Here is a 19,044-nt window from a genome sequence, read left to right on the forward strand (position 1 = left end):
GGACTCAGCATTTCAGGGATGAGAAAACCCGTTAAGTATACCATGGATATTTATACAGTTCCCGCGGCTGGCTTTTGTCAACATTGCCCTACAATTCTTGCCTTGACGCTGTGTGGCTGGCTCAGGACAATCCAGCCTTCTGCTTTTACTAAGGATGATTATGGAAGCCTGGATCCAACAACTCATTACGCAGTCCCTGGAATGGGCGCTGTTTGCCGTGGCGCTGGTGACGTTTCTGGAGTCGCTGGCGCTGGTCGGGCTGTTGCTGCCAGGCACGGTGATGATGGCCAGCCTGGGCGCGCTGGTCGGCAGCGGCGAGCTTGGCCTCTATCCGGCCTGGGCTGCGGGCTTTGCAGGCTGCCTGATTGGTGACTGGGTTTCCTACGGTATCGGCTGGAAATTTCAGGGCCCGCTGCATCGCTGGAAATATCTGCAGAAGTACAGGGGGCTGCTGGATAAAACGGAGCATGCTCTGCATCAGCACAGCATGTTTACCATTCTGGTCGGGCGCTTTGTGGGGCCGACGCGACCGCTGATCCCGCTGGCAGCCGGCATGCTGGAGCTGCCGGTACGTAAGTTCCTGCCGCCGAACATCATCGGCTGCATCCTCTGGCCGCCGCTCTATCTGCTGCCCGGCATTCTGGCGGGCGTGGCAATTGATGTGCCAAAGGCCGCGCAGGGCGGCAGCTTCAAGTGGCTGCTGCTGGGGGCGGCACTGCTGATCTGGCTCGGCGGCTGGCTATGCTGGCGCTGGTGGCGCAGCGGCAAAAATCGCGACTGGGCGACGGCCTGGCTGCCGCCGGAGCGTCTGCGCTGGGCAGGCCCGCTGGGGCTGGTGGTCGCTGTTGCAGCGTTCATCGGCATTCAGTTCCATCCAATGATGCCGATTTTCCGCCACCTGCTGTGGCAGGTCTTTATCGCCTGACCTGCTTAACGACGCGGGATACCGAGGACATCGGCTTCCCGCGTCTCGCCCGACAGCAACTGTCGGGTTTCGCCATCCCAGTAAACCCGGCCATCCACAATCACCACGCTGCGCGCCGCAATCTGCTCTGCATCTTCCAGACTGTGCGACACCATCAGCAGGGTGATCCCGCGCGCGTCGCACACTGAACGCACCAGCTGCAGCATCTCTCCGCGCAATGCCGGATCCAGCGCAGAGAAAGGCTCATCCAGCAGCAGCACCGGCCGATCCCGCAGCAGGCAGCGAGCCAGTGCGACGCGCTGTCGCTGTCCGCCCGACAGCTCACCCGGCAGACGCGTCAGCAGATCGCTCAGGCCCACCTGCGCAGCCAGCGTGACCAGTTCCTGACGCTGCTGTGCCGTAAGCTTTAATCCCGGATGCAGCCCCAGCCCCATATTCTGTTCCACGCTGAGGTGCGGAAAGAGGTTATTTTCCTGAAACAGCATCGACACCGGTCGTCTGGCCGGGACGCTGTGCGTATGATCCTGGCCTGCGATGACCAGGGAGCCCTGGTTCACCGGCAGGAAGCCGGCGATCAGGCTCAACAGGGTACTTTTACCCGCGCCGCTGGGCCCGAGAATGGCAATGCGCTCGCCGCGTGCGGCATGAAGGCTGAAGCGCATCGGCAGATGCTGATAAAGGTAGGTAAGATTATCGAGTGTCAGCATGGCGACCTGGCAATTTTTCCATTAGCGTGAACAGCAACAGGCAGAGCAGCAGCAGCAGCAGGGCGGTGACTGCACCATCCGCGCCGCGATAGGCGCCTATCTGCTGATAAAGGTAGAACGGCAGCGTGCGGAAGTCGGCACTGCCAAACAGCGCGACCACGCCAAAATCGCCCACCGACAGGACGCAGGCAAAAGCCAGCGCCTGCGCAAGCGGACGCTTCAGCGCCCGCAGTTCAATCAGCCGCAGCCGGTTCCAGCCGCGGATAGCCAGGGAATCGCAGAGTCTGCCATAGCGCTCCGCCACATCCCGCATCGGGTTTTCCAGCACTTTCATGGCATAGGGAATGGCGATCAGCGCATTGGTAAAGATCACCAGCCCCTCTGCCGAGTCGGGCAGGCCAGTTGTGGCGTTGAACAGCAGGAAAAAGCCGGTGGCGAGGACGATGCCGGGCATCGCCAGGATCAGCATGCCGCTGGTGTCGATCAGCTGTGCGGCCATTGGGCGCTGACGCAGCCGCAGCTCGCGGCTGCTCCACAGCAGCATCATGGTCAGCACCACACAGAGCAGCCCCGCGCCCGTGGCGATTCGCAGCGAGGTGAAGGTCGCCTGCCAGAGGGCAGGCTGCGCCAGCGCACCCCGCAGGCCGCCGTGCAGACCCTCGACGATCACCGCAGCCAGCGGGGGCAGCAGCAGGAGCAGCGCCAGCAGGATCAGCAGCGCATCGATCAGCTGTGCCGCGCGCGAATCCTGCGGATCGCGCCAGCCGCTGAGCTGGCTGCTTCCGGCAGGGATCGCTTTGGTGAAGCGCTGACTGAGCAGCACCAGCATCAGACAGCAGCCGAGCTGGATCATCGCCAGCAGGGCGGCGCGGCCAGGATCGTAGTCATAACTCAGTGCCTGGAAAATCGCCAGTTCGATGGTGGTCGCCTGCGGACCGCCACCCAGCGACAGTACGGTGGCAAAACTGGCAAAACAGAGCATAAAGATCAGCGCCCCGGCTGGCAGCAGCTGGCGCCGCAGCCACGGCCACTCCAGCAGACGAAAGTGATGCCAGCCGCGCAGGTCGAGCTGGGCCGCCAGCTGACGCTGCTCTGCCGGGATCTGCTCCAGCGCCTGCAGCAGCAGACGCGTCGCCAGCGGCAGGTTAAAGAAGACGTGCGCCAGCAGAATGCCCGACAGCCCATAAGGTGAGAAGTGATAGCCGATCCCGGCCCACTGGCAGAGCTGGGCCAGCCAGCCGGTGCGCCCGTAAACCGTCAGCAGGCCAAATATCGCCACCAGCACCGGCAGCACCAGGGTCATGGCGCACAGGCGCAGCAGCAGCGGACGGCCCGGAAAGCGGCGGCGATAGAGCGCCCGCGCCAGCGGCAGGGCGGGCAGCAGCGACAGCAGCGCGGAGAGCAGTGCCTGACCGAATGAGAACGCGATGACATGGCGCAGGTAATCATCCTGCAGCACGCTGCGCAGGTCGGTTTCCGGTGCGGCGTGCCAGAGTGCGCCGAAGGCCAGAAACGCCACCAGGGTTAACAGCAGCGTGGCGAACGATCCGGGCAGCAGCCAGCGTGGCATCAGCGACTGACTGCGCGTTGCCACTGGCTAATCCAGCCGGCGCGCTGGCTGGCGACCTCTTCCGGCGAGAACTGCAGTGCGGTGGCAGGCACCGTCAGGGCGTTAAAACCGGCGGGCAGCGGGGTGGCGATCACCGGGTACATCCAGTTGCCGGTCGGAATGGTGCGCTGGAAGTCGGAAGAAACCATAAATTTCATGAACTGCTGCGCCAGTTCGGGCTGCTTGCTGCTGGCTAACTGTGCGGCAACCTCGACCTGCAGATAGTGCCCTTCGGCAAACGGGGCGGCCGCATAGTTCTCTTTCTTCTCTTCGATAATGTGGTAAGCCGGTGATGTGGTGTAGCTCAGTACCAGATCGCTTTCCCCCTTGAGAAACAGGCCATAGGCTTCACTCCAGCCTTTAGTCACCGTCACGGTTTTCTGCGCCAGCTTCTGCCACGCCTGCGGTGCCTGATCACCATAGACTTTCTGCATCCAGAGCAGCAGCCCTAAACCGGGGGTGCTGGTGCGGGGATCTTCATAGATCACCCGCCATTTCTGCGGGCTGTCGACCAGCTCTTTCAGGCTTTTCGGCGGATTTTTCAGCCGGGTCTTGTCATAGACGAAAGCGAAGTAGCCATAGTCAAAGGGGATAAAGGTCGTGTCATGCCAGCCGCCAGGCAGGGTTAATTGTGTGGTGTCGACCTGACTTCTGGCGAACAGGCCGGTTTTCTGCGCCGCCTGCACCAGGTTGTTATCCAGCCCCAGCACCACATCCGCCTTGCTGTTTTTGCCTTCCATTCGCACGCGGTTCAGCAGCGAGACGCCATCTTCCAGCGTGACAAATTTCAGCGCGCAGTTGCACCGGGCTTCAAAGGCTTTTTTTACCGCCGGGCCGGGGCCCCAGTCAGCAGAAAAGGAGTCGTAGGTATAGACCGTGAGCACCGGCTTAGCCGCCAGAACGGGGGCGGAGAGTAACAGCAGGACCGGCAGAACTTTGTTTAACACTTTGCGCTCCTTCAGGAGGATAGGGGATGAGTCGCAAAGGATCTGAGTATGGAGGCCTCTCAAATCCCTACGTCGGTATTAACCGAATCAGGTTCGACGGGTCTCTCTCAGCTGCTTGCTGGTGGCAGGCGGCACCCCGTTGAGAACGCCACATTCTAGTCATTTCAGCGGCGTGGCGAAAGCATTACAGCGCCGGTGGCGCGAACCAGGCTGATTTAAAATCGAACCAGCCCAGCGTATTCATCCGGACGCCGCGCATACTGCGCTGACCTTCGAGCAGCAGCCAGTGGTGGAACAGCGGATGCAGGCCTGCCTCTTCAACTAACTGTTTGCTCCATTCGGCCAGCGGCAGCGTGTTCTCGCGCCAGCGCGCGGCTTCCCCGTGCCAGTCGACGGGCAGACAGTGGTGCAGCAGCGGGATCTCATAGAGCTGTGCAAACAGCGACCAGTTCAGTGGCAGGGTGAAATTCACACTGCCGAGCCAGAGGTCACTTTCCGCCTCGCCCTGATACCAGCTTTCGTAGTCGATCTCGCGGGTCACCAGCGTCACGCCATGCTGAGCCAGCAGCGGCCGCAGGGCATTGGCGATACCCTCATGCTCAACGTGCTGGCTGTACCAGGTCAGCGTCAGGTGGGTCAGGCCTGGCGGCTTTTCGACCGGCGTCAGGTCGCGGCGGTGGTGCCAGCGCGGCAGCAGGCCATAGGCCGGGAACCAGTAACGCTGATATCCGACGCCTGCGTGGTTAAGCAGGGCGATGGGGTTAAACAGATAGCTCACCCAGCGCCGGATCGCCGCGTTGCGCCCCTGTGCGGAACGCTGGTCGAACAGCAGGTAGTAGCATCCCTCCTCCAGACGGCTCTCCTCCTGAACTTCATCGCTGCTCTCGCTCTCGCCCTGCAGACGGACACCGGCATAGACCAGCTCATCGCTGATGTCGGGCAGCACCCAGATAGAGACATCGTCGATCAGAGCGCGAAAACCAAAGTAGTCATCAAAGGCTTCAATCTTCAGCTGGCTCGCCTGATTGCGGATCACCCGGTAGGGGCCGGTGCCCACCGGCTGGCGGGCAAAATCGGGCAGGGTGGGCCATTCGCGTGGCAGGATCATCGCGCTCACGCTGCCCAGCAGCCAGGGCAGCCACGCGTCGGGCTGGCTTAAGTGGATATCGAGCGTCCAGGGGGCAGGCGAGGCAATCTCTGCAATGTGGGCGAAGAGCGGGTGAGGCCGCTGGCGTGCCAGCGTGGCTAGCACGTCCTCCATTTCCAGCTCTCTGCCGTGATGGAAACGAATGGCCGGACGCAGAAAGAAGCGCCAGTGAAGCGGGGAGGTCTGCTGCCAGTGATGCGCAATGTCCGGTTCGGCTTCCCCGTTTTCCTCATTTATCCGCGTCAGACCGTTGAAGATCTGGCGGGCAATATGGGTTTCCGAGCGTCGCAGCGGTGAGCCGGGCAGCAGATTGAGCAGCGGACGATAGTAGAGCACCCGCAGGATATGTTTGCCCTGGCGGAAACTGCGGCCCAGATGCGCACCGATCATCTGGCGCACCTGATTTTTGTCCCCGACCAGCTGAACCAGCTGATCGATGCGATCCTGATCCAGCAGGTCCTCGGCGCGCTGCTGCTGTAAAGCCAGTCCGGTGTAGCAGAAGGTGAGCTGTGAACGCTTGCCACGTCCGGCCTCAGCCTGCCAGATCAGCCAGCCCGCGGCCTGCATCCGGTTGAGCAGGTTGCGCATGTGGCGGCGTGAGCAGTGCAGCCGATCGGCCAGTTCGCTGAGGGTGATCGCCTGCGTCTGCCCCTGACAGCTCTGCCACAGGCGGATGAACTGCTGCTTCAGTCGTGATGAGGACATAAAAGAGGAACTCCTGCTGAAAAGCGCTCTGTTTTTCCTGCCCTATTTTAAGAGCAGACTTTGTGCAATGGGAAGAGCGGGAGGCATTCCGCAGGGAATGGCGTTCGACCCTCACGCCGCGCTTTAGCGACGTGCTTTTCTGAGTAGGGTGCATTTTCACCGCCAGCAGAGGATCTCTGCTGGCTTTTTTCATGTTGCGCGGTATCGTCTACCCTTCTTTTTTCCCCTGTTTGTCCTGAAAGGGATTTCGCTATGAAATCGCTGTTAACGCGGCAGCGCCGCATCAATCCGGTTTATCTCGCCTTTATGGTCGCCTCTTTTATGCTGGGCGTGGCCGGTGCATTGCAGGCGCCGACCCTCAGCCTGTTTCTGACGCGTGAGGTGCAGGCGCGGCCCTTCTGGGTTGGCCTGTTTTTTACTATCAATGCGGTGGCCGGGATCGTGGTGAGTATGCTGGTGGCAAAGCGCTCTGACAGCGTAGGCGACCGTCGTCATATTATTCTCTTCTGCTGCCTGATGGCGCTGGCCAATGCGCTGCTGTTCGCCTTTACCCGACACTATCTGACGCTGCTCACCCTTGGCGTACTGCTGTCGGCGCTGGCCAGTGTCTCTATGCCTCAGTTGTTTGCGCTGGCGCGGGAGTATGCCGACCAGTCAGCGCGCGAAGCGGTGATGTTCAGTTCGGTAATGCGCGCGCAGCTCTCGCTGGCGTGGGTGATCGGCCCGCCGCTCTCCTTTGCCCTCGCGCTGAACTACGGTTTTGTCACGCTATTTATCGTGGCGGCCGCGCTGTTTCTGCTCTGCATCCTGCTGGTCTGGTTTACCCTGCCGTCGGTGCCGCGCAGCCAGCCGCTGATGCAGAGCGGCGGGCTGCCAGTCAGCGGCTGGCGCGACCGGGACGTGCGCCTGCTGTTCATCGCCTCGGTGGTCATGTGGACCTGCAACACCATGTATATCATCGATATGCCGCTCTATATCAGCACCACGCTGGGCCTGCCGGAGAAGCTGGCCGGTCTGCTGATGGGTACGGCGGCCGGGCTGGAGATCCCGGTCATGCTGCTGGCGGGACATTACGCGCGGCGTATCGGTAAGCGGCGGTTAATGCTCATCGCGGTAGCGGCAGGCGTGCTGTTTTATCTGGGGCTGGTGCTGTTTAACTCCCGTGCATCGCTGATGGTGCTGCAGCTGTTTAACGCCGTGTTTGTCGGGATTATTGCGGGTATCGGGATGTTATGGTTCCAGGATCTGATGCCGGGGCGGCCTGGCGCTGCGACCACACTGTTCACCAACTCAATCTCGACCGGCATGATCCTGGCGGGCGTCATTCAGGGCACGCTCAGCGAGCGGCTGGGCCATGAGGCGGTTTACTGGCTGGCGTTCGGGCTGGCGGTGGTGGCGCTGGTGATGTCGGCGCGGGTGCGCGACGTATAAAGAAGAAGGGCGACAGGATGTCGCTCCTGGATTTCTGACAAACTCTGATTCGCGTGAGTCTGACCGCAACAACACGCTTTACACGAAAGAAATACGGGCAGAGGAGGAAATCGTCCCGCGCCATGGACAAAAACGCCGGGAGCGTTTTTGAACAACGCAGAGCGTTGGCCCGGTAACGGGCGCACCTCAGGGATGAGGTGCGTAATCGCGCGGGCCGAGCGGCCAGGGAAGGTTTAAGCAACTTTCCGATCTGACCGTGTTGCCTTCGCAGGCCCGATCTCATCGCGGGCCAGAACCGGGGTTGCCAGCAACCTCAGGCGACGGGATGCCGCCCTGTTCTGACGCAATCAGCGCAGGAAAGCGGGCTGATTCTGCTCATACTGCGAAATAGACGCTTCATGCTGCAGCGTCAGGCCGATGCTGTCGAGGCCGTTAATCATGCAGTGGCGGCGGAAGCTGTCCAGCTCAAACGGATAAACGTTATCGCCTGCGGTAACCGTCTGCGCTTCCAGATCAACGGTGAAGCGGATGCCTGGCTGAGCCGCAACCAGTCTGAACAGCTCATCCACCTGCTCTTCGCTTAATTTTACCGGCAGCAGCTGGTTGTTGAAGCTGTTGCCGTAAAAAATATCCGCAAAGCTCGGCGCGATGACGACGTGAAAACCGAAATCGGTCAGTGCCCAGGGAGCATGCTCGCGTGAGGATCCGCAGCCAAAGTTCTCGCGCGCCAGCAGGATGCTGGTGCCTTTGAATTCAGGCTTGTTCAGTACGAAGCCGGGCGTGGGTACTGTGCCGGCGTCATCTTCAAAACGCCAGTCATGGAACAGGTGCTGGCCAAAGCCGGTACGGGTGACCTTCTGCAAAAACTGTTTAGGGATGATTGCGTCGGTATCCACGTTCGCGGCATCCAGCGGCGCGACAATGCCGGTGTGCTGAGTAAATTTTTTCGCCATGACTTAAGCTCCTGTCGTCAGTTCACGAATGTCGGCAAAGTGGCCGGTCACGGCAGCTGCCGCGGCCATCGCCGGGCTGACCAGGTGCGTCCGGCCACCACGGCCCTGGCGGCCTTCAAAATTACGGTTGCTGGTGGATGCACAACGTTCGCCCGGATTCAGACGGTCGTTGTTCATCGCCAGACACATTGAACAGCCTGGCAGACGCCATTCAAAGCCCGCTTCCAGGAAGATTTTATCCAGACCTTCCGCTTCAGCCTGCGCCTTCACCGGACCGGAACCTGGTACCACCATCGCAATCACACCCGGCGCGACCTTGCGGCCTTTGGCAATCGCCGCCGCTGCGCGCAGATCTTCAATACGGGAGTTGGTGCAGGAGCCGATGAACACTTTATCGATGGCGACGTCGGTCAGTCGGATGCCCGGCTGCAGGTTCATATAGGCCAGCGCTTTTTCTGCAGAGGCGCGCTCAACCGGATCGGCAAACGAGGCCGGATTCGGGATCAGCTGATCCACCGCGATCACCTGGCCCGGGTTGGTGCCCCAGGTCACCTGCGGCGCAATCTCTTCCGCCTGCAGCGTGACTACCGCATCATACTGCGCGCCCTCGTCAGACTTCAGGGTGCGCCAGTATTCCACGGCCTGTTCCCATTTCTCACCCTGCGGCGAGAACTGGCGACCTTTCAGGTAGCTGAAGGTCGTCTCATCCGGTGCAACCAGGCCCGCTTTCGCGCCCATTTCAATCGCCATGTTGCACAGTGTCATACGGCCTTCCATGCTCAGCGCCTGGATCGCCGGGCCACAGAATTCAACGACATAGCCGGTGCCGCCGGCACTGCCGGTTTTGCCGATGATCGCCAGCACGATATCTTTTGCGGTAATGCCGGTGGAGGCCTGGCCCAGCACTTCGATCTTCATGGTTTTAGCCCGACCCTGCTTCAGGGTCTGAGTGGCAAACACATGCTCGACTTCAGAGGTGCCGATACCAAAAGCCAGCGAGCCAAAGGCGCCGTGCGTCGCGGTGTGCGAGTCGCCGCAGACGATGGTCATGCCGGGCAGCGTCATGCCCTGCTCAGGGCCGATAACGTGGACGATGCCCTGGAAAGGGTGGTTCAGGTCATACAGCTGGACGCCAAACTCCGCGCAGTTCTTCATCAGCTCCTGCATCTGAATACGCGCCATCTCGCCGGAGGCATTGATATCTTTAGTCTGCGTCGAGACGTTGTGATCCATAGTGGCAAAGGTTTTGCCCGGCTGACGGACTTTACGCCCATGTGCGCGCAATCCATCGAAAGCCTGCGGCGAAGTCACTTCATGGATCAGGTGGCGATCGATATAGAGTAACGGCGTTTCATCCGGCGCTTCGTGAACGACATGTGCATCAAATAACTTCTGGTATAAGGTTTTCATTGTTTTATTTTTCCTCGGCGATAAAGCGGGCAATGATGCTGCCCATCTCATCTGTGCTGACCGCTGGGCCATCACCGGCTAAATCTTTGGTGCGGTAGCCCTGTTCCAGCGCACGGCTGATGGCGCGTTCGATACTGTCGGCAGCCGCATCGGCATTCAGGCTGTAACGCAGCAGCAGCGACAGCGACAGGATCTGAGCGACCGGGTTAGCAATATTCTGTCCTGCGATATCCGGCGCGGAACCTCCCGCCGGTTCAAACAGGCCGAAGCCCGCTTCGTTCAGGCTGGCCGAGGGCAGCATCCCCATCGAGCCGGTGATCATGGCGCATTCGTCAGAGAGGATGTCACCAAACAGGTTGGAGCAGAGCAGCACATCAAACTGGGAAGGATCCTTGATCAACTGCATGGTGGCGTTGTCGATATAGATGTGGCTAAGCTGCACGTCCGGGTAATCTTTAGCTACCTCGTTGACGATCTCGCGCCACATGACCGAGGTCTGCAGCACGTTTGCTTTATCAACTGACGTGACCTTGTTGCGACGCTTGCGTGCTGATTCGAAGGCGATGCGGGCAATGCGCTCGATCTCAAACCGGTGATAAACCTCAGTATCGAAAGCACGCTCTTCCGGGCCGCTGCCTTCGCGTCCTTTCGGCTGACCGAAGTAGATGCCGCCCGTCAGTTCACGTACGCACAGAATATCGAAGCCTTTGGCGGCGATGTCGCTGCGCAGCGGGCAAAATGCCTCCAGTCCGCTGTAAAGCGCCGCCGGACGCAGGTTACTGAACAGCTTAAAGTGCTTACGCAGCGGCAGCAGGGCGCCGCGCTCGGGCTGTGAAGCCGGTGGCAGGTGTTCCCATTTCGGGCCACCAACGGAACCGAACAGGATCGCGTCGGCCTGTTCGCAGCCAGCCACGGTTGCTGGTGGCAGGGGTTCGCCATACTGGTCGATAGCGATGCCGCCGACCGCATATTCCTGAGTGGTGATCTGCATATCAAAGCGCTGACGGATCGCCTCCAGCACTTTCATCGCCTGTGCCATCACTTCCGGGCCGATGCCGTCACCGGGTAAAACTGCGATATGAGAGGAGCTGGACATGGTTATACGGTTTCCTTCTGATCTTTAAATTTGCGCTGCAATTCTTGTTCAACCTGACGCGCACGCCAGATGTTGTTCAGGGCGTTGACCATCGCTTTGGCGGAGGACTCGACGATATCCGTCGCCAGACCGACGCCGTGGAACTTGCGGCCGTTATAGGCGACCACGATATCGACCTGGCCCAGCGCGTTTTCGCCATGGCCTTTAGCGGTCAGTTTGTAGTCAACCAGCTCGGCGTCAAACTGCGTAATCCGGTTAATCGCCTGATAGACCGCATCCACCGGACCGTTACCGGTTGCCGCATCGGCTTTGGCCTCATCACCGCAGCCCAGATTGACGGAGGCGGTGGCGGTAATGCCGGAGCCAGTCTGGACGTTGAATTCGTGCAGCTGAAAATGCTCCGGCTCTTCGTTCTGTTTGTTGATAAAAGCCAGCGCCTCCAGGTCGTAGTCGAAGACCTGACCTTTTTTGTCGGCCAGCTTCAGGAAGGCGTCATACAGGGTATCCAGGTTGTAATCCTGCTCGGCATAGCCCATCTCTTCCATACGATGTTTTACCGCCGCACGACCGGAACGAGACGTCAGGTTCAGCTGAATTTTGTGTAAGCCGATCGACTCCGGCGTCAGGATCTCGTAGTTTTCGCGGTTCTTCAGCACGCCATCCTGATGGATGCCGGAGGAGTGAGCAAAGGCGTTGGAACCGACTACCGCTTTATTGGCCGGGATCGGCATGTTGCAGATCTGGCTGACCATCTGGCTGGTGCGATAGATTTCCTGATGATGGATATTGGTGTGGACGTTCATGATCTGCTGGCGGGTTTTAATCGCCATAATCACCTCTTCCAGCGCACAGTTACCGGCACGTTCGCCCAGGCCGTTCATCGTTCCCTCAACCTGACGTGCGCCAGCCTGAACCGCTGCCAGGGCGTTGCCGGTCGCCATACCCAGATCGTCATGGGTATGCACAGAGATGATCGCTTTGTCGATGTTTGGCACGCGGTTCATCAGTTCACTGATGATATGGGCATATTCGCCCGGCAGAGTGTAGCCGACGGTGTCAGGGATATTGATGGTGGTGGCACCGGCATTAATCGTGGCTTCGACCATCCGGCACAGGTCATCAATTGGGGTACGGCCGCCATCTTCGCAGGAGAACTCTACATCGCTGGTGTAGTTACGCGCACGCTTTACCATATGCACCGCGCGCTCAATCACGTCAGGCAGGGTGCTGCGCAGTTTGGTCGCGATGTGCATCGGTGAGGTAGCGATAAAGGTATGAATGCGGAACGCTTCGGCCACGCGCAGCGACTCGTACGCGGCATCAATATCTTTCTCCACGCAGCGTGCCAGACCGCAGACTCGGCTGTTTTTAATGGTGCGTGCAATGGTCTGTACGGACTCAAAGTCGCCAGGTGAGGAAACCGGGAAACCCACTTCCATTACATCCACGCCCATGCGCTCCAGCGCTAACGCGATCTGCAATTTTTCTTTCACACTCAGGCTGGCCTGTAAGGCCTGCTCACCGTCGCGCAGAGTGGTATCGAAAATAATGACTTGCTGACTCATCGTAATCATCCTTATGCGTTTTCTGGCCTGGCAACGAGCATAAAAAAACCCGCGACAGGCGCGGGTTTTTAACTTTCAGCAGGTTTGAATCAGTGTTTGATTCCGCCCACAAGTCTACCGCGCAAGCTGTGTGCGTTTAGTAGTAGACCGAGAAGGCGAGCAAAAAGAAACATGGATTCAAACCTTATAAAATTTTGTGCTGCACATATTGGTACTGGAATCACCGGGGGATGTCAACCATCAATGCAGGGTTATTCTCTATGGCGCTGAAGGAAGATATTCTGTTATTTAACGGCCAGGCAGCGGATTAAACAACGCGATAACAGCAACAGTGGTCACTGCCTCGTCGTGGCCAACTTATTTATCTCCTTTATGAATTTATCTGTTTGAAATGTATTGTTTTTTATCATGACGGGCTCCTGCTGCGCACAGGATTTATCACCCCTTTATTAGCATAATCGCATGTGACTGACTGATTTAGTGGTTAATTACGCCAGAAAAGAAAAGTGTCAGGCGATTGTGGACTGGAGACCGGCGTAATAAGTTTTTGTTATTTCTTATATCACGCTGAAAATAATTTCTTATTCAGCATTTTCCGCTGCGGTTCTGCGGCGAAATTAGTTTAATCCGCGCAGCCAATTCTTTTCGGGCAGAGCCTTTACACCCCCGCCTTTTAATTTACGCCGGTTTGTGGTTTGCCTGCCCGGTTAAGTGCGGTTATGGTAATCGACCTACTCTCAGAACAATGAACGCAGCAGATTTCTCTGTAACCGGACCGCGACCGCTGGGTCGCTGTCGTGAATAAACATACGTTTTAGATTGGCAAAGCAGGCACCGGCGCGGTGCGATATGCCCGGCGGGCATATCAGCAGCGTCAGGTTCTGCAGCCTGGAGGCAGAAGATGGAGATGTTGTCAGGAGCCGAAATGGTCGTCCGTTCGTTAATCGATCAGGGCGTTAAGCAGGTATTCGGTTATCCCGGTGGCGCAGTGCTGGATATCTATGATGCGCTGCAAACCGTCGGCGGTATCGATCACATTCTGGTGCGTCACGAGCAGGGTGCGGTGCACATGGCGGATGGCCTTGCGCGCGCAACCGGCGAGGTTGGAGTGGTACTGGTCACATCCGGCCCCGGCGCCACCAATGCGATTACCGGTATTGCCACCGCTTACATGGACTCGATCCCGCTGGTTATTCTGTCGGGCCAGGTTCCTTCGTCACTGATTGGCTATGACGCCTTTCAGGAGTGCGACATGGTCGGCATCTCCCGCCCGGTGGTGAAGCACAGCTTCCTGGTAAAAAGCACCGAAGAGATCCCCGGCGTGCTGAAAAAGGCGTTCTGGCTGGCTGCCAGCGGACGCCCTGGCCCTGTGGTCATCGACCTGCCAAAAGATATTCTGAACCCGGCCAATAAGCTGCCTTATCACTGGCCGGAAACGGTCAGCATGCGCTCTTACAACCCGACCATCCAGGGGCATAAAGGGCAGATCAAACGCGCCCTGACCACCCTGCTGGCCGCGAAGAAGCCGGTGATTTATGCCGGTGGAGGCGCCATCACCGCAGGCTGTGAAGCGGAGCTGCTGCAGCTGGCTGAAAGCCTGAATGTGCCGGTCACAACCTCGCTGATGGGGCTGGGCGCGTTTCCGGGCACCCACCGTCAGTGCGTTGGCATGCTGGGCATGCACGGCACCTACGAAGCCAATATGACGATGCACAATGCCGATCTGATTTTTGGCGTTGGCGTTCGCTTCGATGACCGCACCACCAACAATCTGGCGAAATATTGCCCCAACGCGACGATAATGCACATCGACATTGACCCGACCTCTATCTCCAAGACGGTGGCGGCCGATATTCCGATTGTCGGCGATGCGAAACAGGTGCTGCAGCAGATGCTGGAGTTACAGGCGCAGAGCGACAGCCCAACGGGCAGCGAGAGTCTGCACGACTGGTGGCAGGCGATTGAAGGCTGGCGCAGCCGTCACTGCCTGGAGTTTGATCGCACCAGCGACAAAATCAAACCGCAGGCCGTGATCGAAACCATCAGCCGTCTGACCCGAGGCGACGCCTATGTGACGTCGGATGTTGGTCAGCACCAGATGTTTGCTGCGCTCTATTATCCTTTCGATAAGCCGCGTCGCTGGATCAACTCCGGCGGTCTCGGCACGATGGGCTTCGGCCTGCCTGCCGCCCTTGGCGTGAAGATGGCGCTGCCGGAAGAGACGGTCATCTGCGTAACAGGCGACGGCAGTATCCAGATGAATATTCAGGAGCTGTCGACCGCGCTGCAGTACGATCTGCCAGTGCTGGTCCTGAACCTGAATAACCGGGTGCTGGGCATGGTGAAGCAGTGGCAGGATATGATCTACTCGGGACGTCACTCCCAGTCTTATATGGAGTCGCTGCCTGATTTCGTCCGCCTGGCAGAAGCCTACGGTCACGTTGGCATCGCCATCGAACATCCGGCGGAGCTGGAAGAGAAGCTGACGCTGGCGCTGGAGACCCTGGCGAAGGGGCGTCTGGTCTTTGTGGATATCACCGTTGATGGTAGCGAGCACGTCTACCCGATGCAGATTCGCGGTGGCAGCATGGATGAGATGTGGTTAAGCAAAACGGAGAGGACATAATTATGCGTCGTATTTTATCAGTTCTGCTGGAGAATGAATCCGGCGCATTATCCCGTGTCGTCGGCCTGTTTTCGCAGCGCGGCTACAATATCGAAAGCCTGACCGTGGCACCAACTGACGATCCGACTCTGTCGCGGATGACAATTCAGACTGTCGGCGACCAGAAGGTGCTGGAGCAGATCGAGAAGCAGCTGCACAAGCTGGTCGATGTCCTGCGCGTTACTGAACTGGGGCAGGGCGCCTACGTTGAGCGCGAAATCATGCTGGTGAAGATTCAGGCCAGCGGTTATGGCCGGGAGGAGGTAAAGCGCAATGCTGAGATCTTCCGCGGTCAGATTATCGACGTGACGCCGACGCTGTACACGGTTCAGCTGGCAGGCACCAGCGACAAACTGGACGCCTTCCTGAACTCCGTGCGTGAAGTCGCCGAAATTGTTGAGGTGGCACGCTCCGGAATAGTAGGGGTTTCCCGCGGCGACCGCATTATGCGTTAATCACGCAGCGTCATCATCAATCCTGACCTAACCCGGCGAAATGCCGGGTTTTTTTATTTTTTATGCGCCAGGCGGATTACAATCAGAAAAGCGGTTGCTCCGCGCACTTTTCTGCTGTTAGATGAGAGTCATAGGTTATCCATAGCGTAACTGCGGCTATTTTGCCGCAACGCGGAGTTGAGGGTGGGATTATCGTGAAGCTGGATGAAATCGCGCGTTTAGCAGGCGTATCGCGCACTACGGCCAGTTATGTGATCAATGGTAAAGCGCGGCAGTATCGCGTCAGCGATAAAACTGTTGAGAAAGTGATGGCGGTGGTACGTGAGCACAATTATCACCCCAATGCGGTGGCCGCCGGATTGCGCGCCGGGCGCACGCGGTCGATTGGATTAGTGATTCCCGATCTGGAAAACACCAGCTATACCCGTATTGCGAACTATCTGGAGCGCCAGGCGCGTCAGCGGGGCTACCAGTTGCTGATCGCCTGCTCGGAAGATCAGCCCGATAACGAGATGCGCTGCATTGAGCATCTGCTACAGCGGCAGGTCGATGCGATTATCGTCTCAACCTCGTTACCGCCAGAGCATCCCTTTTATCAGCGCTGGATTAACCATTCGCTGCCGATCATCGCCTTAGACCGGGCGCTGGATCGTGAACACTTTACCAGCGTCGTCGGTGCCGATCAGGACGATGCACAGACGCTGGCGGCTGAATTGCGTCAGCTGGATGTTAAAAATGTGCTCTTCCTGGGGGCATTACCTGAGCTGTCCGTAAGTTTCCTGCGTGAAATGGGCTTTCGCGACGCCTGGAAAGACGATCCCCGTCCCATCGACTACATCTACTGCAACAGTTTCGAGCGGACAGCCGCTGCGGCGCTGTTCGAACGTTATCTTGAAGACCACCCGATGCCGGAGGCGCTGTTTACCACCTCCTTTGGTTTGCTGCAGGGGGTGATGGATGTGACGCTGAAACGAGACGGGCGTCTGCCAACCGAACTGGCCATTGCTACGTTTGGTGACCACGAACTGCTCGATTTTCTTGAGTGTCCGGTGCTGGCTGTCGGGCAGCGACATCGGGATGTGGCAGAGCGCGTGCTGGAATTAGTTTTAGCGTCGCTGGATGAGCCCAGAAAACCCAAACCAGGTTTAACCCGCATTCGCCGTAATTTATACCGTCGCGGACAATTAAGCCGAAGAGTGAAATGAATGTCTGGCGGGTATTAGCCTACCCGCCCGTTTTATTTAACTGATTAAATAAACAGGTCGACGTAAAAAAGCGTAAATTCTTCTCATCAAATCTGACAAAGCAGAAAGAGCAGATTTTATTATTTGCTTACAACTTCTGCACACTTCTCATCCCCACAGAACCTGAAGCCACCAGACTTCCTTTCGGAAATCCCCTAAAATGCCGCTGCTCTCTGCCAGGCCGTGATAAATATTAAGTCGGTCACATTGTTTCATTTTTAAGCGTTTTTTTACGGGGCATTTTTTTTATTCAATTATTCATTAGCTTATTTTTTTACTTTTCTTTTTCATTCGATTATATCGTCGCCAGAGATTAATTTTGCGCTCTGTAAAGAGTGATATTCAGCTACCGCTCCGGCTTGACAATGATTTCCCCGGATCCTTAAACTCGTTTCGTGGTAAAAAGTGGGATAAAGTGGTGTAAACGGGTGACCAGGAGGAGAGACTGGCATGTTCCGCGGAGCAACGTTAGTCAATCTCGACAGCAAAGGGCGGCTTGCCGTACCCACGCGCTATCGCGATTTGCTGATCGGGGAATCTCAGGGGCAGATGGTCTGTACCATCGACCTTCACCAGCCATGCCTGTTGCTTTATACCCTGCCCGAATGGGAAATCATTGAAAAAAAGCTGGCACGCCTTTCCAGTATGAATCCACTTGAGCGTCGTGTGCAGCGTTTGCTGCTGGGCCATGCCAGTGAATGTCAGATGGACAGCGCGGGCCGCCTGCTGTTGGCGAATACGCTTCGGCAGCATGCAAAATTAACCAAAGAAGTGATGCTGGTTGGACAGTTCAACAAGTTTGAGCTGTGGGATGAACAGACCTGGTATCAACAAGTCAGGGACGATATTGACGCAGAACAGTCGGCTCAGGAGCCTTTATCTGAGCGGTTGCAGGACTTGTCGCTATAGCTATGCAGGAAAATTTCAAACATACCACCGTACTGTTGGATGAGGCGGTTAACGGCCTCAATATCAGGGAAGACGGTATTTACATTGACGGCACCTTTGGTCGCGGTGGTCATTCACGCCTGATTCTTTCCCAACTGGGAGAGAAGGGCAGACTGATCGCTATCGATCGGGATCCGCAGGCAATTGCTGCCGCCGCCGACATCACTGACCCGCGCTTTTCCATTATTCATGGTCCTTTTTCCGCCCTCGCAGAGTATGTTGCTGAACGTGATCTGGCTGGAAAAATTGACGGCATCCTGCTGGATCTGGGCGTCTCATCGCCGCAGCTGGATGACGCGGAGCGCGGCTTTTCGTTTATGCGCGACGGACCGCTGGATATGCGCATGGACCCAACGCGCGGCCACTCCGCTGCAGAGTGGTTGCTGAATGCGGAAGAGGCTGACATTGCTTTCGTCCTGAAGACCTACGGTGAAGAGCGATTTGCTAAGCGCATCGCCCGGGCCATTGTTGAACGCAATCGTGAACAGCCGATGACCCGCACCCGCGAACTGGCTGAAGTCATTGCCGTTGCCACACCGGTGAAAGATAAGTTTAAGCACCCGGCCACGCGCAGTTTCCAGGCCATTCGTATCTGGATAAACAGCGAACTGGAAGAGATTGATATCGCCCTCAAAGGTGCGGTTGAGGTACTGGCTCCCCAGGGCCGTCTCTCTGTCATCAGCTTCCATTCGCTGGAAGATCGGCTGGTTAAACGCTTTATGCGCGACCAGAGTCGCGGGCCACAGGTGCCTGCCGGATTGCCGATGACCGAACATCAGCTGCGCGCCCTGGGCGGCCGCGAACTGAAACTGCTGGGCAAGATGTCGCCGGGTGATGCGGAAGTGGCCGAAAACCCACGCGCCCGTAGCTCGGTATTACGTATCGCGGAGAAAACCGACGCATGATCGGTAACGAGCGTCACAGTCTGCCTGCCGTGATTGGCGGGGATCTGCTGCGAAAGGGCAAGATTCCGGTGCTGTTGCTAATCGCAGTAGTGGTGTCGGCTGTGCTGGTGGTGACCACCACCCACAAAACACGTCTGCTCACTGCGCAGCGTGAGCAACTGGTGCTGGAACGTGACGCACTGGACATTGAGTGGCGCAACCTGATTCTGGAAGAGAATGCGCTAGGCGATCACAGTCGTGTTGAACGCATTGCCACCGAGAAGCTGCAACTGCAGCACGTTGATCCTTCACAAGAAAATATCGTGGTGCAGAAATAAGGATTTCAGATAGCG

General features: G+C 57.9%; 17 protein-coding genes and 1 riboswitch. Of the genes, 8 read left to right on the top strand and 9 right to left on the bottom strand.

Translation table 11 applies throughout. From position 1 onward, the window contains the following. The first annotated feature begins 160 nt into the window (after nucleotides 1–160). Nucleotides 161–925 carry a DedA family protein gene (locus RT657_RS05865; RefSeq protein ID WP_313653055.1) on the top strand — a complete coding sequence of 255 codons (765 nt, stop codon included), beginning with the start codon at nucleotides 161–163 and terminating at the stop codon, nucleotides 923–925. A gap of 5 nt (nucleotides 926–930) precedes the next feature. Here the strand turns inward: RT657_RS05865 and thiQ are convergent, their stop codons facing one another. From thiQ to sgrR, 4 genes are all read right to left on the bottom strand, one after another. Then, nucleotides 931–1,632, bottom strand: a complete 702-nt coding sequence (thiQ, locus tag RT657_RS05870) for a thiamine ABC transporter ATP-binding protein ThiQ (protein ID WP_313653056.1) — start codon at nucleotides 1,630–1,632, stop codon at nucleotides 931–933. Continuing rightward, nucleotides 1,616–3,226 (bottom strand): thiamine/thiamine pyrophosphate ABC transporter permease ThiP, encoded by a 1,611-nt coding sequence (gene thiP, locus RT657_RS05875; protein ID WP_313653057.1) that lies wholly within the window; start codon nucleotides 3,224–3,226, stop codon nucleotides 1,616–1,618. The genes thiQ and thiP overlap by 17 nt, the downstream gene beginning before the upstream one ends. Continuing rightward, nucleotides 3,202–4,188 carry a thiamine ABC transporter substrate binding subunit gene (gene thiB / locus RT657_RS05880; RefSeq protein WP_313653058.1) on the bottom strand — a complete coding sequence of 329 codons (987 nt, stop codon included), beginning with the start codon at nucleotides 4,186–4,188 and terminating at the stop codon, nucleotides 3,202–3,204. Before thiB ends, thiP begins: the two co-directional genes overlap by 25 nt. Before the next feature lie 46 nt (nucleotides 4,189–4,234). Continuing rightward, nucleotides 4,235–4,337: riboswitch (TPP riboswitch) on the bottom strand. Nucleotides 4,338–4,372: 35 nt separating this feature from the next. Next, nucleotides 4,373–6,040 carry an HTH-type transcriptional regulator SgrR gene (gene sgrR, locus RT657_RS05885; protein ID WP_313653059.1) on the bottom strand — a complete coding sequence of 556 codons (1,668 nt, stop codon included), beginning with the start codon at nucleotides 6,038–6,040 and terminating at the stop codon, nucleotides 4,373–4,375. A gap of 252 nt (nucleotides 6,041–6,292) precedes the next feature. Here sgrR and RT657_RS05890 point away from each other — a divergent pair, with 252 nt between their 5' ends. Beyond that, nucleotides 6,293–7,471: an MFS transporter gene (locus tag RT657_RS05890; protein WP_313653060.1), complete on the top strand. Its 1,179-nt coding sequence runs from the start codon at nucleotides 6,293–6,295 to the stop codon at nucleotides 7,469–7,471. A gap of 347 nt (nucleotides 7,472–7,818) precedes the next feature. On the opposite strand, the gene leuD is transcribed toward RT657_RS05890, so the two are convergent. The 5 genes from leuD to leuL form a co-directional block, all read right to left on the bottom strand. After that, the gene (gene leuD, locus RT657_RS05895; protein WP_313653061.1) at nucleotides 7,819–8,424 is read right to left on the bottom strand and encodes a 3-isopropylmalate dehydratase small subunit; all 606 of its coding nucleotides are present in this window, start codon (nucleotides 8,422–8,424) and stop codon (nucleotides 7,819–7,821) included. A gap of 3 nt (nucleotides 8,425–8,427) precedes the next feature. Further along, complete coding sequence (gene leuC, locus RT657_RS05900) at nucleotides 8,428–9,834, bottom strand: 3-isopropylmalate dehydratase large subunit (protein ID WP_313653062.1); 1,407 nt, start codon at nucleotides 9,832–9,834, stop codon at nucleotides 8,428–8,430. Nucleotides 9,835–9,838: 4 nt separating this feature from the next. Continuing rightward, entirely contained in the window at nucleotides 9,839–10,930 is a 1,092-nt protein-coding gene (leuB, locus tag RT657_RS05905) for a 3-isopropylmalate dehydrogenase (protein ID WP_313653063.1), read from the bottom strand. Between the two features lie 2 nt (nucleotides 10,931–10,932). Continuing rightward, a complete protein-coding gene (leuA, locus tag RT657_RS05910) occupies nucleotides 10,933–12,495 on the bottom strand; it encodes a 2-isopropylmalate synthase (protein WP_313653064.1) in 1,563 nt (520 codons plus the stop codon). An 89-nt stretch (nucleotides 12,496–12,584) separates the two neighbouring features. After that, nucleotides 12,585–12,668 carry a leu operon leader peptide gene (gene leuL / locus RT657_RS19575; protein ID WP_409520978.1) on the bottom strand — a complete coding sequence of 28 codons (84 nt, stop codon included), beginning with the start codon at nucleotides 12,666–12,668 and terminating at the stop codon, nucleotides 12,585–12,587. A 728-nt stretch (nucleotides 12,669–13,396) separates the two neighbouring features. On the opposite strand from leuL, the gene ilvI reads away from it, so the two are divergent. The 6 genes from ilvI (at nucleotide 13,397) to ftsL (ending at nucleotide 19,029) form a co-directional block, all read left to right on the top strand. Beyond that, the gene (gene ilvI, locus RT657_RS05915; protein ID WP_313653065.1) at nucleotides 13,397–15,121 is read left to right on the top strand and encodes an acetolactate synthase 3 large subunit; all 1,725 of its coding nucleotides are present in this window, start codon (nucleotides 13,397–13,399) and stop codon (nucleotides 15,119–15,121) included. Between the two features lie 2 nt (nucleotides 15,122–15,123). After that, the gene (ilvN, locus tag RT657_RS05920; protein WP_009092152.1) at nucleotides 15,124–15,615 is read left to right on the top strand and encodes an acetolactate synthase small subunit; all 492 of its coding nucleotides are present in this window, start codon (nucleotides 15,124–15,126) and stop codon (nucleotides 15,613–15,615) included. A 194-nt stretch (nucleotides 15,616–15,809) separates the two neighbouring features. After that, nucleotides 15,810–16,820 carry a catabolite repressor/activator gene (gene cra, locus RT657_RS05925; RefSeq protein WP_313653066.1) on the top strand — a complete coding sequence of 337 codons (1,011 nt, stop codon included), beginning with the start codon at nucleotides 15,810–15,812 and terminating at the stop codon, nucleotides 16,818–16,820. A gap of 489 nt (nucleotides 16,821–17,309) precedes the next feature. After that, nucleotides 17,310–17,768 (top strand): division/cell wall cluster transcriptional repressor MraZ, encoded by a 459-nt coding sequence (gene mraZ / locus RT657_RS05930; protein ID WP_111139399.1) that lies wholly within the window; start codon nucleotides 17,310–17,312, stop codon nucleotides 17,766–17,768. A 2-nt stretch (nucleotides 17,769–17,770) separates the two neighbouring features. Next, complete coding sequence (gene rsmH / locus RT657_RS05935) at nucleotides 17,771–18,712, top strand: 16S rRNA (cytosine(1402)-N(4))-methyltransferase RsmH (RefSeq protein ID WP_313653067.1); 942 nt, start codon at nucleotides 17,771–17,773, stop codon at nucleotides 18,710–18,712. Beyond that, nucleotides 18,709–19,029 carry a cell division protein FtsL gene (gene ftsL, locus RT657_RS05940; RefSeq protein WP_003854764.1) on the top strand — a complete coding sequence of 107 codons (321 nt, stop codon included), beginning with the start codon at nucleotides 18,709–18,711 and terminating at the stop codon, nucleotides 19,027–19,029. Before rsmH ends, ftsL begins: the two co-directional genes overlap by 4 nt. Nucleotides 19,030–19,044: the final 15 nt, after the last annotated feature.

Source organism: Pantoea sp., assembly GCF_032114055.1.
GTDB lineage: Bacteria > Pseudomonadota > Gammaproteobacteria > Enterobacterales > Enterobacteriaceae > Pantoea.

Coding starts and splice junctions, on each gene's coding strand:
- RT657_RS05865 (WP_313653055.1), top strand. CDS start 161: ATGGAAGCCTGGATCCAACAACTCATTACGCAGTCCCTGGAATGGGCG.
- thiQ (WP_313653056.1), bottom strand. CDS start 1,632: ATGCTGACACTCGATAATCTTACCTACCTTTATCAGCATCTGCCGATG.
- sgrR (WP_313653059.1), bottom strand. CDS start 6,040: ATGTCCTCATCACGACTGAAGCAGCAGTTCATCCGCCTGTGGCAGAGC.
- RT657_RS05890 (WP_313653060.1), top strand. CDS start 6,293: ATGAAATCGCTGTTAACGCGGCAGCGCCGCATCAATCCGGTTTATCTC.
- leuD (WP_313653061.1), bottom strand. CDS start 8,424: ATGGCGAAAAAATTTACTCAGCACACCGGCATTGTCGCGCCGCTGGAT.
- leuC (WP_313653062.1), bottom strand. CDS start 9,834: ATGAAAACCTTATACCAGAAGTTATTTGATGCACATGTCGTTCACGAA.
- leuB (WP_313653063.1), bottom strand. CDS start 10,930: ATGTCCAGCTCCTCTCATATCGCAGTTTTACCCGGTGACGGCATCGGC.
- leuA (WP_313653064.1), bottom strand. CDS start 12,495: ATGAGTCAGCAAGTCATTATTTTCGATACCACTCTGCGCGACGGTGAG.
- leuL (WP_409520978.1), bottom strand. CDS start 12,668: ATGTTTCTTTTTGCTCGCCTTCTCGGTCTACTACTAAACGCACACAGC.
- ilvI (WP_313653065.1), top strand. CDS start 13,397: ATGGAGATGTTGTCAGGAGCCGAAATGGTCGTCCGTTCGTTAATCGAT.
- ilvN (WP_009092152.1), top strand. CDS start 15,124: ATGCGTCGTATTTTATCAGTTCTGCTGGAGAATGAATCCGGCGCATTA.
- mraZ (WP_111139399.1), top strand. CDS start 17,310: ATGTTCCGCGGAGCAACGTTAGTCAATCTCGACAGCAAAGGGCGGCTT.
- rsmH (WP_313653067.1), top strand. CDS start 17,771: ATGCAGGAAAATTTCAAACATACCACCGTACTGTTGGATGAGGCGGTT.
- ftsL (WP_003854764.1), top strand. CDS start 18,709: ATGATCGGTAACGAGCGTCACAGTCTGCCTGCCGTGATTGGCGGGGAT.